The sequence below is a fragment of the Christensenella sp. MSJ-20 genome (assembly GCF_044357945.1).
In the GTDB taxonomy this organism is placed as follows: domain Bacteria; phylum Bacillota; class Clostridia; order Christensenellales; family QAND01; genus QAND01.
In genome coordinates this window covers 1,191,976-1,207,794 of sequence record NZ_CP076563.1, presented here as the reverse complement: position 1 = coordinate 1,207,794, position 15,819 = coordinate 1,191,976, and the positions used below count along the sequence as shown (strand labels likewise).

General features: G+C 53.1%; 14 protein-coding genes and 1 pseudogene. All 15 read left to right on the top strand.

The annotated features are described in order from the left end of the window. Positions 1-35 precede the first annotated feature (35 nt). Positions 36-284 (top strand): annotated as a pseudogene (locus KP626_RS06140) (ferrous iron transport protein A); the annotation flags it as partial. 88 nt (positions 285-372) lie between these two features. After that, positions 373-2,385: a ferrous iron transport protein B gene (gene feoB / locus KP626_RS06135; protein ID WP_395975820.1), complete on the top strand. Its 2,013-nt coding sequence runs from the start codon at positions 373-375 to the stop codon at positions 2,383-2,385. Positions 2,386-2,548: 163 nt separating this feature from the next. Next, positions 2,549-3,529, top strand: coding sequence for an extracellular solute-binding protein (locus KP626_RS06130; protein WP_395975818.1), 981 nt, complete (start codon positions 2,549-2,551; stop codon positions 3,527-3,529). Between the two features lie 135 nt (positions 3,530-3,664). Next, positions 3,665-4,648, top strand: a complete 984-nt coding sequence (locus KP626_RS06125) for an extracellular solute-binding protein (RefSeq protein WP_395975816.1) — start codon at positions 3,665-3,667, stop codon at positions 4,646-4,648. After that, positions 4,636-5,409 carry an ABC transporter ATP-binding protein gene (locus tag KP626_RS06120; RefSeq protein ID WP_395975814.1) on the top strand — a complete coding sequence of 258 codons (774 nt, stop codon included), beginning with the start codon at positions 4,636-4,638 and terminating at the stop codon, positions 5,407-5,409. The genes KP626_RS06125 and KP626_RS06120 overlap by 13 nt, the downstream gene beginning before the upstream one ends. Then, on the top strand, positions 5,406-7,001 hold the full coding sequence (locus KP626_RS06115) for an ABC transporter permease subunit (protein ID WP_395975812.1): 1,596 nt from the start codon (positions 5,406-5,408) through the stop codon (positions 6,999-7,001). Before KP626_RS06120 ends, KP626_RS06115 begins: the two co-directional genes overlap by 4 nt. Next, positions 6,998-7,891, top strand: a complete 894-nt coding sequence (locus KP626_RS06110) for a sugar phosphate nucleotidyltransferase (RefSeq protein WP_395975810.1) — start codon at positions 6,998-7,000, stop codon at positions 7,889-7,891. Before KP626_RS06115 ends, KP626_RS06110 begins: the two co-directional genes overlap by 4 nt. A 36-nt stretch (positions 7,892-7,927) precedes the next feature. Next, entirely contained in the window at positions 7,928-8,095 is a 168-nt protein-coding gene (locus KP626_RS06105) for a hypothetical protein (protein ID WP_395975808.1), read from the top strand. Between the two features lie 214 nt (positions 8,096-8,309). Further along, complete coding sequence (locus KP626_RS06100; RefSeq protein ID WP_395975806.1) at positions 8,310-8,510, top strand: ferrous iron transport protein A; 201 nt, start codon at positions 8,310-8,312, stop codon at positions 8,508-8,510. Between the two features lie 64 nt (positions 8,511-8,574). Beyond that, positions 8,575-10,716: a ferrous iron transport protein B gene (gene feoB / locus KP626_RS06095; RefSeq protein ID WP_395975804.1), complete on the top strand. Its 2,142-nt coding sequence runs from the start codon at positions 8,575-8,577 to the stop codon at positions 10,714-10,716. A 184-nt stretch (positions 10,717-10,900) separates the two neighbouring features. Beyond that, complete coding sequence (locus KP626_RS06090) at positions 10,901-12,106, top strand: glycosyltransferase family 4 protein (protein WP_395975802.1); 1,206 nt, start codon at positions 10,901-10,903, stop codon at positions 12,104-12,106. A gap of 70 nt (positions 12,107-12,176) precedes the next feature. Beyond that, complete coding sequence (locus KP626_RS06085) at positions 12,177-12,866, top strand: response regulator transcription factor (RefSeq protein ID WP_395975800.1); 690 nt, start codon at positions 12,177-12,179, stop codon at positions 12,864-12,866. Between the two features lie 219 nt (positions 12,867-13,085). Beyond that, the gene (locus KP626_RS06080; protein WP_395975798.1) at positions 13,086-14,006 is read left to right on the top strand and encodes an ABC transporter ATP-binding protein; all 921 of its coding nucleotides are present in this window, start codon (positions 13,086-13,088) and stop codon (positions 14,004-14,006) included. Then, positions 13,999-14,763 (top strand): ABC transporter permease, encoded by a 765-nt coding sequence (locus KP626_RS06075; RefSeq protein ID WP_395975795.1) that lies wholly within the window; start codon positions 13,999-14,001, stop codon positions 14,761-14,763. Before KP626_RS06080 ends, KP626_RS06075 begins: the two co-directional genes overlap by 8 nt. 53 nt (positions 14,764-14,816) lie before the next feature. Further along, positions 14,817-15,725 (top strand): sensor histidine kinase, encoded by a 909-nt coding sequence (locus KP626_RS06070; protein ID WP_395975793.1) that lies wholly within the window; start codon positions 14,817-14,819, stop codon positions 15,723-15,725. Positions 15,726-15,819: the final 94 nt, after the last annotated feature.

Genomic DNA, 15,819 nt, shown 5'->3' with positions numbered 1-15,819 from the left:
GCTGGCTAACACCAGTCTTTTTTGTTTGGATTATAATGTTAGAGGAATCTAACTTGGGAGGAATTTTTGTGACGCTCAACGATGGAACGCTTGGAGAGCCCTACCGGATCCTTGCGGTGGACTGTGAAGGCGCCTTAAGAAGGCGGCTTCTGGATATGGGGCTTACCCCCAAAACAATCATATCCATCCGCAAGGTAGCCCCCATGGGAGACCCACTGGAGCTTACGGTGCGGGGCTATCAGCTGACCCTCCGGAAGGAGGACGCCGCCCGCATTAAGGTGGAACCTGTAAAGGGGCATTCCCCCGGCCAGGACCAACAACAGGATGGCCCTGGCCGTCATGGACACCGCCATGGAAAGGAGGGGAGGATCCATGGTCTTCGCGTTGATCGGTAACCAGAACTCGGGCAAGACCACCCTCTTCAACCAGCTGACGGGCAGCAACCAGCATGTGGGCAATTTTCCGGGGGTTACGGTAGAAAAGAAGACCGGCCCGGTTAAAAAGCAAAAGGATGTCTATGTGGTGGACCTGCCGGGCATCTATTCCCTGTCCCCCTATACCAGCGAGGAGCTGGTCAGCCGGGATTTTCTGCTGAAGGAGAAGCCCGATGCCATCATCGATATCGTAGATGCTACCAATATCGAGCGGAATCTCTATCTTTCCCTGCAGCTGATGGAATTGGGCTTGCCCATCATCATCGCCCTCAACATGATGGATGAGGTGCGGGAAAACGGCACCACCATCGACGTCGCCGCCATGGAGCGGGAGCTGGGCGTGCCGGTGGTTCCCATCTCCGCCAGCAAGAACGAAGGGGTGGATGAACTGATTCGGCGGGCGGTGGAGACCGGGCGGAACCACGTCCTGCCGGAGCATTTTGACTTCTGTACCCAAGAGGTTCATAAGGCCATCCATTCCATTGCCCATATCGTAGAGGACAAGGCCAAGCGCCTGGGGATCTCCCCCCGGTTTGCGGCCACCAAGCTCATCGAAAAGGACGAACCCATGGAGCGGGAGCTGGGGGTTAGCGCCGCCGATCTGGATATCATCGGCCATATTGTGGACGAGATGACCAGTGGCCTAGGTACCGACCGGGAAGCGGCCATTGTGGATATGCGGTACAGCTACATCGAGGATCTTTGCCGCAAAACCGTCAAGAAAACCGGGGAGAGCAAGGCCCAGCAGAGGTCCTACCGCATTGACAGCGTTCTCACCCATAAATATCTGGCCATCCCCATTTTTATTCTGATTATGGCCAGTATCTTTGCCATAACCTTCGGTCCGATAGGAACCTTTTTGAGCGATGGTTTTTCTGGCCTCATCCAGGCCGGCACCGACTTTGTGGATGGATGGCTTACCAGTGCTGGCATCAGCCTATGGCTCCACTCCCTTATCATTGACGGTATCCTGGCGGGCGTAGGCAGCGTGCTGTCCTTTCTGCCCCCCATCCTGATGCTGTTTTTCTTCCTCTCCATTTTGGAGGATACCGGCTATATGGCGCGAGTGGCCTTTGTAATGGACCGGCTGCTGCGGAAGATCGGCCTGTCGGGCCATTCCCTGGTACCCATGCTCATCGGTTTTGGATGCAGTGTGCCCGCCATCATGTCGGCGCGGACCCTTTACAGCGACAGCGACAGGAAGATCAGCATCTTTCTGGTGCCCTTTATGTCCTGTGGCGCAAAGCTTCCCATCTATGCGGCTTTTACGGCGGCGTTCTTTCCCACCAACAAAGCTCTGGTGGTAACCTGTCTCTATGTTACCGGCGTGGTGGTGGCTATTCTGGGAGCCCTGCTCTTGAAGAATACCGCCTTTAAGGGCAATCCCGTGCCCTTTATCATGGAGCTGCCCGCCTACCGGTTTCCCACTCTTAAGAACGTGTTTTTGCACATGTGGGATAAGGCCAAGGAGTTCTTAAAGCGGGCCTTTACCATCATCTTTGCGGCCGCCGTGGTGATCTGGTTCCTGAGCACTTTTGACTGGCAGTTTAATATGGTAACCGATCGTTCCATGAGCATCCTGGCCTCCCTGGGCCGCCTCATTGCCCCCATCTTTCTCCCATTGGGCTTCGGGGATTGGCGGGCCAGCACCGCTCTCATCACCGGCCTTACCGCCAAGGAAACGGTGGTCAGCACCCTTTCAGTCCTCACCGGAGCTGGCACTGACGCCGCTCTTTCCACGGCGCTTCAGGGGATGTTCACCCCTCTTGCCGCCGTGTCTTTCCTGGTCTTTACCCTGTTGTATATGCCCTGCGTCGCCGCCATGTCCGCCACTCGAAAAGAACTGGGCTCCGGCCGCTTGGCCCTCTCCGCCATGGCTTTCCAGACCTCTGTAGCCTGGGTGGTGGCTTTCCTGGTCTATACCTGGGGCCGGGTTCTTGGATTGGGATAATCGGGATCAAAGATAGGAAGAATGCCCAGAGAAACACCGGCTCCTAAATAGGGCCGGTGTTCTAATATTAAAAATAATTGAAAAGAAAATGAACAAAAAGGATTGCTTGCGTTCTAAAAATGTGATATGATCGCCATAAAATGAACAGAAGGGCGGTACGGATATGAAACGGATCCTGGGCATGTTGCTTGCAGGTTTCACCCTTTTTGCCATGATCGGCTGTGGCGGAGAGCAGAAAGCGGAGAAGGTAACCATCTATTCCAGCGCAGAGGAATACCGCAATGAATACTTTCAAAAACGGCTAAATGAACAGTTTCCCCAGTATGATATCGTCATTGAATACATGCCTACCGGCAACCAAGTAGCCAAGCTAAAGGCCGAAGGGAAGGATACTCCCTGCGACATCAGCTATGATCTGGAATACGGCTATATTGGTCAATTGGATGGTATTTTTGCCAAGGTATCCGACGATTATGACACCTCTATTTTCTTGGAAGATTTGCTAGATCCCAGTGGGTGTATTCTGCCGGAATATAAAAACGGAGGGTGCATTGCGATCAATCGAAAGCTGTTGGAGGAAAAGAACTTGGTGGTTCCCACCAGTTATGCAGACCTTTTGAAGCCCGAGTACAAAGGGCTCATCTCCATGCCCAATCCCAAATCCTCCGGTACCGGCTATATGTTTTTAAAGAGTCTGGTCAACGCCTGGGGTGAGGAGGAAGCCTTTGCCTATTTTGATCAACTGGCGGAAAACATCCTACAGTTTACCTCCTCTGGATCCGGCCCCGTCAACGCGCTGGTTCAGGGGGAGGCGGCCATTGGCCTTGCCATGACGGGCCAGACCGTAACCGAGATCAACAAGGGTGCTGACTTGGAGATTCTATTCTTTGAAGAAGGTTCGCCCTACACCGTATATGGCATGGGAATCATCGAGGGAAAACAGGATCGGCAGGCGGTGCAAGAGGTTTTCAACTTTTTCTATACCGACCTGGTACCTGAGGACAAGGAGCGTTTCTTCCCAGAACAAATTTATAAGGACCGGACCTTTGAGATCGAAAACTTCCCCACCAACATTAAATACGCCGATATGAGCGGCAATACTACGGAAGAAAAGGAAAAGCTGCTGGAAAAATGGAAGCATTGATACTGATTCTCCATATTTGCGTATGAGAAAAAACATAGAAAAAATAAAAGTTAGACAAAATAATTTTCTTGTGAATGTTCATAAAAGATGATAATATGAAAAGAAAATGAACTGGATGACTTGGAGGATTGTTTGATGAAGCGAATTTGGACGATGTTGCTTGCGATGATAGCGGCAATCGGTGCGATCGGCTGCGGCAGCAATAATACTGCAGATGAAAACAAAGTTGTGATTTATTCCAGTGTAGAGGAGTATCGCAACGAGTATATTCAAAAGCGGCTGAATGAACAGTTTCCAGAATATAATGTGGTCATAGAATATATGCCTTCTGGAAATCAGGTTGCAAAGTTACTGGCTGAAGGCAAGGATTCGCCCTGTGATATTGCTTATGACATTGAATATGGCTACGTTGCACAACTTGGTGATGTACTGGCCGACCTTTCTGATTATGATATGTCCATTTATTTGGATGAAGTTGTGGACCCTGGCGGATATATCCTTCCACATGTTCGAAACGGAGGGTGTATTGCGATCAATCGAAAGCTGCTGGAGGAAAAGAACTTGGCGGTTCCCACCAGTTATGCAGACCTTTTGAAGCCCGAGTACAAAGGGCTCGTCTCCATGCCCAATCCCAAATCCTCCGGTACCGGCTATATGTTTTTAAAGAGTCTGGTCAACGCCTGGGGTGAGGAGGAAGCCTTTGCCTATTTTGATCAACTGGCGGAAAACATCCTACAGTTTACCTCCTCTGGATCCGGCCCCGTCAACGCGCTGGTTCAGGGGGAGGCGGCCATTGGCCTTGCCATGACGGCACAAACGGTTACCGAGATCAACAAGGGCGCCGATCTAGAAATATTGTTTTTTGAAGAGGGTTCTCCTTACTCGGTTTACGGGATGGGAATTGTTGAAGGGAAGCAAGACCGAAAATGCGTTCAGGACGTATTTCGTTTCTTCTATACGGATCTGATCAAAGAAGATAAGCAGCTATATTTTCCAGAGCAGATCTATAAAGATCTGACTTTTGAAATTGAGAATTACCCCAGCGATATTAAATATGCTGATATGAGCAATAACACCAACGAGGAAAAGGAAAGGCTGCTGGAAAAATGGAACCACTAAAGGACAAATTGGTTGTCCAGGAACTGTCCAAGGAATTTGGCGCCAATGAGGTGCTGCATAGGATTAGTTTTTCGGTCAAGGATGGAGAGTTTCTCTCCATCCTTGGTCCGTCTGGATGCGGAAAAACCACGATACTTCGAATTCTAACGGGATTGACTCCCGCTACCTCGGGACATATCTATAAGGATGGCCAGGAGATCACCCATCTTCCGCCCAGCAAGCGAGGAATGGGAATTGTATTTCAGAATTACGCGTTATTTGAGAACATGACGGTACTGCGGAACGTGGAATATGCCATCCGACTGCAGCCCGACCTGAAACCCCGTTCCCGGGAGATTGCTGAAAATCTGCTGGAGATGGTGGGATTAAAGGATCACATGAAGCAGTATCCTCACCGTTTGTCGGGAGGACAACAGCAGCGGGTGGCCATTGCCCGTACGTTGGCTCTTAATCCCGATGTGATTCTATTCGATGAACCTATGTCCGCTTTAGATGTGGATACGCGACTGATTCTGCGGGAAGAACTGAAGAAGATTCAGAAGCAGTTTGGCTCCACCATGATCTATATCACCCATGATCAGGAGGAGGCGTTTGCCTTGTCCGACCGGATTATGGTGATGAAGGAAGGCCAGATCCAACAGTTGGATACGCCCCGCAACCTGGTGGATCATCCTGCCAACGAGTACATTGAGCGGTTCGTACTGCACAATATTCAACTGAAGATCGATTCCTTGATTCAATATGTGAGGTCTGAAGCATGAACCGGCGGTCTGGATACGGCTCTTTACCGGTAAAACTGTTGCTGGCCGCATTTTTCATTGTGGCGGTAATCCTGCCCCTGATCAGCATGTTTTCCAGCATTGCGGGGACGGATGTGAAGGCCATCTTTACTTCAGCCCGGTTTACCACCGCCCTGAAGAATTCCCTGCTTTCCGCAGGCCTTGCTACCCTTTTGTCGGTGCTCTTGGCAACAGCACTGGCGTGGTGTATCGTGCGGATCAACATCAAATGGAAGGGCATGTGGACCCTTCTTTTTACCCTTCCCATGTTAATTCCCTCCATTTCCCATGGAATGGGGTTGATTGTGCTATTGGGATCCAATGGCGTGCTGACCAACCTTTTGGGAATACAAGGCAGCATCTATGGTTTATCGGGAATTTTGGTGGGATCGGTGATGTATTCCTTCCCGGTAGCTTTTTTGATGATCGTGGATATTTTGCGCTATGAGGACAGCACGCCTTATGAAGCGGCGTCCCTTTTGGGGATTCCCAAGTGGCGACAGTTTACCGCAATCACGCTGCCTTATTTGCGGCGGCCCATGATTTCTGTAATTTTTGCCACCTTTACCCTTATCGTTACCGACTATGGTGTACCCATCACCATTGGAGGGAAATTTGCTACGTTGCCAGTGCTGATGTACCAGGATGTCATCGGGCTGCTGGATTTTGGAAAGGGCAGCGTCATTGGATTGGTGCTGCTGGCGCCGGCTCTGATCGCCTTTGTGGTTGACCTTATGAACAAGAATCGGGGGAATATGAGCTATGCCATTCGCCCCTTTGCGCCTAACAGATCCAAAGGAAGCAGCGCTGTGGCCTATGCTCTGTGTATTGCGGCATCGCTATTGGTGTTTTTGCCTATCGCTGCCTTTGCAATTCTTACTTTTGTGGTGAAATATCCCCTCAATATGACCTTTACATTCAACAATATGTTGCGTACTCTGGATATGGGCGGAGGGCAGTACCTGTTGAATTCGGTGGTTATCGGGTTATTCGTTGCCGTAATTGGGGTGGTTATTTCCTTTGCTACCGCCTATCTGACGGCGCGGATGCCCAGTAAGTCCTCCCGGTTTTTGCATTTGATCTCCATTACTTCTCTGGCAATCCCCGGCTTGGCCATGGGTATTTCCTATGTGCTGTTCTTTAAGGGATCCTTCCTCTATGGGACCTTAGCCATTTTGATTTTGGTGAACCTGATGCATTTCTTTGCTTCGCCCTACCTGATGATGTACAATACCCTGGGTAAGCTCAACGGCAACTTGGAAGCGGTAGGGGCCACATTGGGAATCGGGCGTATGCGGATCATCAAGGATGTGCTGATTCCCCAATCCAGAGGAACCCTTGCTGAGATGTTTTCCTATTTCTTCGTAAACTCTATGATGACCATCTCAGCGGTCTCCTTCCTATCCAATATCAATACCCAGCCGATCTCTCTGATGATCAATGCTTTTGAAGCTCAGATGCTGCTGGAATGCGCTGCCTTTGTTTCCCTTTTGATCCTAGCGGTAAACCTGGTGATGAAGGGCTTGATCTATCTATACAAGCGAAAAACTCAAAAAGGAATGGAAGCAAAATGAGTCTCACAAAAACCCAGTTTGATATTTTAGCCTATTTGGAACGAAACACGGAAAGTGTTACACAGAGGCAGCTGGCAAACGCAACTGGCCGCTCTTTGGGCACCATCAATAAAACGGTATTGAATTTATCCCAGCTTGGCTATCTTCAAGATGGAACCATTACTCCCAAGGGATTGGAGGCATTGGAACCCTACCGAGTGAAGCGGGCGGTGTTCATCGCCGCGGGTTTTGGCACCCGACTGGTGCCCATTACCCTCAATACCCCCAAGCCTCTCGTCCGGGTTAACGGGACCCGGATCATCGATACCCTGCTGGACGCCATCGTGGCGGCAGGGATCGAGGAGATCGTCATCGTGCGGGGATATTTGGCTGAGCAGTTCGACCAGCTCCTTTATAAATATCCCAATATTCGTTTTATTGAGAATCCTATCTATAATGAGGCCAACAACATCTCTTCGGCCATCTGCGCCAAAGATCTGCTGGGAGGCGCTTATGTACTAGAGGCCGACCTGTTGCTCTACAATCCCGCTTTGATTCAAAAATATCAATATTGCTCCAACTATCTTGGGGTACCGGTAGAGGTAACTGATGATTGGTGCTTATACAGCAAGAATGGTATTATCACCAAATTGGTAGTAGGGGGAAGGAACTGTCATCATTTATTTGGGATATCCTATTGGACGGAACAGGACGGCACGCGATTGGCGGGGCATCTACAGCAGGTATATGATATGCCGGGCGGCAAGGAGCGGTATTGGGACCAGGCTGCTCTGGAATACTTTATCCATGACTATCGGGTGGCCATTCGAGAATGCACCTTTGAGGATATCATTGAGATCGATACGTTCCGGGAACTGGTTCGGTTGGATAGCACATATGATATAGGGTAAAAATCATTCCGACGATGGTCGGAAGGAGGTACGGAGATGCTGGAGGGAATTCTCATCGCGGTGATCGCGGTGGCCCTGTATTTTGCGGTTGCCTATACCATCCGAAACAAGGGAAAGTGCTCGGGGTGTTGTGGCGGTTGTCCCATGGCCGGCCGATGCCAGGAGGAGCGCCAAGATCAAAACGAGCATGGGAAAGAATCCTAACATAGTAAAAAGGCCCAGGGGTATTGCCTCTGGGCCTTTTTGTTTTATCCCAAGGAAACGAACGGCAGACCCGGGCCATACATATATTAGCATTAGCCGATAACCCGCCTGGGCGTAAAATCCTTTCGGGTTGTTGGAAATTGATCACATTGGAGTAATGGAAATGGAACCACAGGCAAAGACATTGGATCGTTTGCATGTCGGGGAAAGGGCCATGGTTTTATCGCTAACCTCCCAGGGGATCCAAAGGCGCCGAATGCTGGACTTGGGACTAACCCAAGGTACGGTGGTGGAGGCCTTACATAAGAGCCCCGGGGGAGATCCCATCGCTTATTTTATCCGGGGCGCGGTGATTGCCCTGCGGGATGAGGACGCAAGAAAGGTATTGGTAGAAGACCAGGCCGGACTGCAATAGAAGGACCGGGCCGGGAGGCGCGGATGCGCTTTCCGGCCTATCATACATAGTTTGGAGGAGGATCATGGGTTTACTCAATCGGGCGCCCATCCAGGATGGGGATGGGCTGGTGATTCAGCGGCAGGACGATCGGGAACGGGTCATCGCCTTGGCGGGGAATCCCAATGTGGGAAAGAGTACGGTATTTAACGCGTTGACTGGACTGAACCAACATACGGGCAATTGGCCTGGGAAGACGGTTGCCAACGCTCAGGGCCGCTACCGATATGGAGGGGAGAATTTTATCCTGGTGGATATCCCCGGAACGTATTCGCTGATGGCCAACTCCTTGGAGGAAGAGGTGGCCCGGGATTTTATCTGCTTCGGAGAACCCGACACCGTGGTGGTGGTGACGGATGCAACCTGTTTGGAGCGAAACCTAAACCTGGTGCTGCAGGTATTGGAGGTGACAGGCCGGATGGTGGTCTGCGTAAACCTCATGGATGAAGCCAAAAAGAAGGGCATCACCATTGACCTTGCCGCCCTATCCCGGGAGCTAGGGGTACCCGTGGTGGGCGCCAGCGCCCGGCAGGGCAAAGGGCTGCCGGATTTGATGGAAGCCATCTCCCAGGTATCCTTTGGGGAGGCTCAGTCCCCGCGGGATCTTTACTATGGCAAGGAGATAGAGGAGGCCATTGCCCTTCTGATGCCCCGGGTGTCGGAGCTGTGCGGAGAACGCATGAACCCACGCTGGGCCTGTCTTAAGCTATTGGATGGGGACGACACCCTTAGCGAAAACCTAGAGCGGTTTTTGGGAATGCCGGTGATGGCAGACCCGGTGATTCAGGAATGTCTGACCCGGGCACGGGAAGACCTGGGCCGGGCCGGGATCGGGCAGGAAACCATGCGGGATCAGGTGGTAAGCCGCATCGTGTGTCAGGCGGAGCGGGTATATGCTTCCTGTGTGAACCTGAAAAAGCAGGGATACGATAAGCGGGATCGCCGCCTGGACCGGCTTTTGACCAGCCGGGCCACCGGTATTCCAGTGATGATCGCCCTTCTAGCCCTGATCTTCTGGCTGACCATCACCGGAGCCAACTATCCCTCTCAGCTGCTATCCTCTTTCTTCGGCTATCTGGAGGGGCAGTTGACCCTTTTGTTTTCGGGTTGGGGCGCACCGGCCTGGCTCCATGGCCTTTTTGTGGAGGGGATGTTCCGAACGCTGGGCTGGGTGATTGCGGTGATGCTGCCTCCCATGGCCATTTTCTTTCCGCTGTTTACCCTACTGGAGGATTTGGGCTATTTGCCTCGGGTAGCCTTTAACTTGGATAAGTACTTCCGCAAAGCTGGAGCGCACGGCAAGCAGGCCCTGACCATGGCTATGGGATTTGGCTGTAACGCCTGTGGCGTCATGGGCTGCCGGATCATCGATTCCCCCCGGGAACGGCTCATTGCCATTTTGACCAACAACTTCGTGCCCTGCAACGGCCGTTTTCCCACCTTAATCTCCATCATCACCATGTTTTTTGTGGGTACGGCGGGAGGATTGGGCGCCTCTCTTCTCTCCACCCTGATGCTGACCGGGCTCATCGTCTTTGGGGTGATCATGACCCTATTGGTGAGCAAGGGGTTGTCCCGCACCCTCCTAAAGGGGATGCCCTCTTCCTTTGCCCTGGAGCTGCCGCCCTACCGCCGGCCCCAGGTAGGGAAGGTCATCGTGCGGTCCATCTTTGACCGGACTCTTTTCGTGCTGGGCCGGGCCATGGCGGTGGCGGCTCCAGCGGGGCTCCTCATCTGGGCCTTATCCAACACCATGGTGGGGGATATGAGCATTCTGGCCCACTGCGTCCGTTTTTTCGATCCTTTTGCCCGGGTCATCGGCTTGGATGGAGTGATCCTCATGGCCTTTATTCTGGGATTTCCAGCCAATGAAATCGTTATTCCCATCGCTATCATGACCTACCTTGCCACGGGAAGCCTTATTGAGATGGATAATCTCATGGAGCTGAAAAATCTGCTGGTGGCCAATGGCTGGACTTGGATCACCGCCCTGTGCACCATGGTGTTTTCCCTATGCCATTTTCCCTGCGGCACCACCTGCTGGACCATCCGCAAGGAGACAGGAAGCACCAAGTGGATGGCGCTGGGGTTTGCTATCCCCACGGTGGCGGGCATTCTTCTATGCTTTGTGATCGCCACCCTGGCCCGTTTCTGCGGACTGGGCTAAAGCGCCCGAGGACCCCGACCGTTCGGGGTCCTTTGTTTTTCCAAATGCACGCTGAGGCGCTGGCTTCCGCTTCCCCTGATGGATGAAAAAAGCCGGAATCCGCGGTTTTGTTTGCTTCTTCCGGGTCCTTGCACTATAATAATAAAATAGCTATGGCTATCGAGAAACGGCGAGGATAGAATCCATGAAGATACTGGTGATCAGCCAGAATTACTACCCAGATCAATTTCAGATCAATGATATCACCAGTTCCCTGGCAGCCCAAGGCCATGAGGTCACCGTGCTGACGGGGCTGCCTGATTATACAACCAGCAGCGTCCCCCGGGAGTACCGCTTCTTCCGCAATCGGAAACAGCGGGTGGATGGGGTGGAGATCCTTCGGGTATCCACCTTTGCCCGGCACCATGGGGCTTTTTGCCGTTCCCTCAACTATCTGTCCTTTGCAATAAACGGGTCTTTGTACGCCACCTTTCATAAACGGGAGTTCGATGTGATTTTCGTCTATCAGCTTTCTCCTGCCACCATGCTGATGCCTGCTATCCGCTGGTCCAATAAAAGCGGAAAACGGGTGCTCACCTATTGCCTGGATATCTGGCCGGAAAGCGTCAAGGCCTTTGGCATCCGGGAACGAAACCTATCCTTCCGCATCATTCGGAAGATCAGCCGTTTTCTATATCAGCGCAGCCACCGGATCCTGGTATCCTCCCCGCCTTTTTTGGACTATCTGACGGAGGTGGCTGGGATCCCGCGGGGTCGGATGGAGTACCTGCCCCAATATTCCAACGACGCCAACTTGGAGGAGGACTTTACCCCCCTGGACAACGGGGTGTGGGATTTCCTCTTTGCGGGCAACGTAGGTAAACTTCAGGATATTGAATGCATTCTCCACGCCAGCGCCCAGCTCCGGCACCGCCGGGATTTCCGGGTTCACATCCTGGGGGACGGCTCCCATCTTGCCGCCATGAAACAGATGGCTCGCAGCTTGGACTTGGGAGAGACCGTGGTATTTCATGGCCGTCGTCCCGGCCGGGAGATGGGGGAATATTACCGTCTGGCCGATGCCTGCCTGGTTACCCTCCGTGGGGACAGCTATATTGGCAATACCATCCCTTTGAAGCTCCAGGGGTATATGGCGGCAGGGAAGCCTGTGCTGGGGGCCATCAACGGCGGTACCGCTGAGATTGTGCGGGAGGCGGACTGCGGCGCTTGCGTAGCGGCAGGGGATAGCCAGGGATTGGCGGATCTTCTGGAGCGGTTTATGGACAAGCCCCAGGACTTTGCGGGGTGCGGAGAGCGGGGCCGGGCCTATTATCGGGAGCATTTTACCAAGGCGCGGTTCCTAGCACAGCTTGAGCGGAATCTAAGGGAGCTGGCCGAACAGTCCAGCTGAGTGCACTACCGGCGGCGGAAGCCGCCCCTTTTTATAGGGGAAACGTTCCCAAAAAGGAGGAATGCCGAAAATGGAGCAGGACCGAATTTTAATTGCGGAGGACGACGGGGATATCAACGCCCTTTTGGCTAAAATACTGACCAAAGAGGGATATCGGGTGACCCAGGCCTATTCCGGGACCGAGGCCAGCCTCCGGGTTTCCCAGGAGCGGTACGACCTTTTGCTGTTGGACCTGATGTTGCCGGGCATGACGGGGGAGGAACTCATTGCGCAGCTGCGGAAGACCCAGACCATGCCCATCATCGTGATCTCGGCTAAAACCGCCCAGGAGGATAAGGTGGAGACGCTTACCATGGGCGCCGACGACTTTATCACCAAGCCCTTTGATCTTCAGGAGGTGTTGGCCCGGGTGAAGGCGCAGCTCCGGCGGTATAAAAAATTTGCGCCGGCATCCGAGCAGGAGAGGGAGCTTCGCCATAAGGGGCTGGTGCTAAACCGGGAAACCGTTCAGGTAACCCTCAACGGCGTTCCAGTTCCTCTTACCGCTCGGGAGTTCTCCATCCTGGCGCTTTTGATGGAGTATCCCACCAAGGTGTTCACCCGGGCGAATCTATTTGAGCACGTTTGGAACGATACCTATATGGGAGATGATAACACCGTCAACGTCCACATCAGCAATATCCGCAGCAAGCTCAGCAAGGTGGACGATGGCGAGTATATTAAAACGGTTTGGGGTATTGGCTTTAAGATGGCGGATTAGTCCGCTCCCTTTGCCGATAGGCCGTAGGAAAAGAGCGGCGTTTATGAACGCGTAGGCGTCTAGCGGGAAAACGTGGTTAAAAGCATCCTCGCAACCGTGAAGCGGTTGCAACGGGGCGCAGGCTCAGCCTGCATTCTTTAGTGATTTTTAAGGTTTGCTTTAGGGCTTCTTTCGGGTGCGACGATATACTGGGGTCATCAAAAGGAAAGGTGATGAATCATGGATATTGCGGTAAGCACCCAGCATCTTACCAAGGTCTATAAAAATAAGGCCGTGGTCCGGGATGCGGACATCCAGGTAAACCGGGGACAGGTATACGGCCTGGTAGGCCGCAACGGCGCCGGTAAAACCACCATTCTCCGGATGCTGTGCGGATGCGCCCTGCCGGATCAGGGAACCATCAGCCTCTTTGGAGCGGTGGAGGAAAAGGGGCTCTTGATGGAGCGGCGGCGGATCGGATCGGTTTTGGAAAGCCCCAGCTTCTACCCCTATTTTACAGCCAAGCAAAATTTGGAATACTATCGGACCATCCGGGGGATCCCGGAGGATCAGTCGGCGGAAGAGGCTCTGGCCATTGTGGGACTGACCAACACCGGCAACAAGAAGTTTAAAAACTTTTCCATGGGCATGAAACAAAAGCTGGGCCTGGCGCTTGCCATTATGGGCAATCCAGACCTATTGATCCTGGATGAGCCCACCAACGGGCTGGATCCCATGGGCATCGTGGAATTTCGGCAGATTGTGGCCCGGCTGAATCAGGAGAAGGGCATCACCATGATCATCTCCAGCCATATCTTGGGGGAACTGAGCCAGATCGCGACCCACTATGGCTTCATTGAAAATGGCCGGATCATCGAGGAGGTTTCGGCGGAGGAGATCCATCAGCGGTGCAGGAAATCCATCGCCTTTACGGTGGACGACGGCGCCAAAGCCGCGGCGGTGCTGGAGCAGAGCCTCTCCATTCAGGATTATGAGGTTCTAAACGGCAACCAGCTTCGGGTCTATCAGAGCATCGACACCCCCCATCTCATCACCAGGGCCTTGGTAAACGCCGACATCGCGGTGATGAGCGTCGTCCCCCAGGAGAGCAACCTGGAGAACTATTATGTGGAATTGGTGGGAGGTGGCAAGGATGCTTAACTACTTAAAAGGTGAATTTTATAAGGTATTTCACAGGAAATCCTTCTATGTCTTTACGGGTGTGATCTCCCTTTTGGCCATTGCCACCAATGTGCTTTCCTGCTTTTACGGCGGCCTTGGCCAGGCCGAGATCTTTGACCAGATCCTCCTGATGGGACTATACTACCTGGTTCTGCCCGCCTATCTGGTGCTGTTGTTTACCGATTGGATCAGCGGTGAGGAGAGCAAAAACGGCACGATGAAGAACGCGGTGTCCATGGGCGTGAGCCGGAGTACCATCTATATCAGCAAGTTTCTGGTTGCCTTGGCGGTCTCTTTTTTAAGCGCTGCCGCGATCCTCCTTGCTCTATATGGCAGCGGATGGCTGCTGTTCGCCATTGGCGGAGGCGTTTCCATGGAGTACGTTACCTATCTGCTCCAGGGCCTAATGGGCGCTTTGCCCCTGTGGATGGCCTGCGTGGCCATGGGCATCTGCCTTAACAGCATCATGCGGAGCAATATCCTGGCGGCCTTTCTATCGGTGGGAATCATCTCCATTCTGGAACTGCCCATCATGTTCCTGGGTAAGATTTGGGCCGGCTTTGAGGTGCTAAAGCCCTACACCATCATGAACCAGCTTGGCCGCCTGAGCATGGTGGCCTACCCTGGGGTGGAGGCTGGCAGCATCGTATCCACGGCGGCCTTAACGGGCTTGGTATATTTGGTGTTCTTCTTCCTTCTGGGCCTTCTGGTGTTCCGGAAAAAGGAGATCAGATAGCGCCGGGACGCCGGCTTAATATAGAAACTCTATCGGGGAAGTAGGTGGTATCAATGGTTTGGTTCCTGGTCGCGCTGGCCATGGCCCTGGCTGTTGCCGCCTTTTCCCTGTTTTTGTACCTGGTTCAGCGCCATGATATGCGGCAGATCACCCAGGATCTGATGCGGCTCAACCAGCTGGGCGCCCGGATCCGCCTCAACTTGCCCTCTCCATCCAAGGAGACCAAGGCGCTGGTGGATCAGGTCAATCGGGTTATTGATGGAAAGAATGCGGCCATGGAGGAGTACCAGCGAAACGACCGGGAGCTGCGCAGCGCCATTGAGAATATCTCCCATGACCTGCGCACTCCCCTTACCTCCATCATGGGATACCTGCAGCTATTGGAGGATCCATCCGCCACCCAGGAGGAGCGGGCCCAGTATCTGTCGGTGATGAAAAATCGCGCCAGCGCCCTTAAGACGCTGATCTCCATGTTCTACGAGCTGTCTCGGCTCCAGGCGGGGGAGTATCCCCTGGAGCCAGAACCTCTAGACCTTTCCCCTCTGCTCTGTGAGCAGCTGGCCGCTTACTACAATGATTTTGAGGACCGGGGCCTTTTGGTATCGGTGGACGTGCCCGCCCACCTGCCGCCGGTGTTGGCCGATCCCAAGGCGGTGATGCGTATTGTGGGGAATCTGATCCAGAATATTCTGCGCCATGGGGTAAGTCGGGTGTCGGTTAGGGCATATCTGGAGAGCGGACAGGTGGTAACAGCCTTTTGCAACGATACCCATGGGCTATCCCCTGAGGACGCCAGCCGGATTTTTGAGCGGTTCTTTACCGCCGATCGGATGCGCACCGGCCAGAACACCGGTTTGGGCCTGGCCATCGTAAAAATGCTGGTGGAACAGATGAAGGGCCGCATTGAAGCACATATGGAAGGCCAGGATCTGTACATTTTGATCCGCTGGCACCAGGCCTGATTGCTGTTATGTTGCAACATGTAAGAGAAGCCTCGTTGATGCGTTTTGCAAACGGGGCTTCTCTTTTTGCTGGGTTGTGCGATCCTGGAGGATT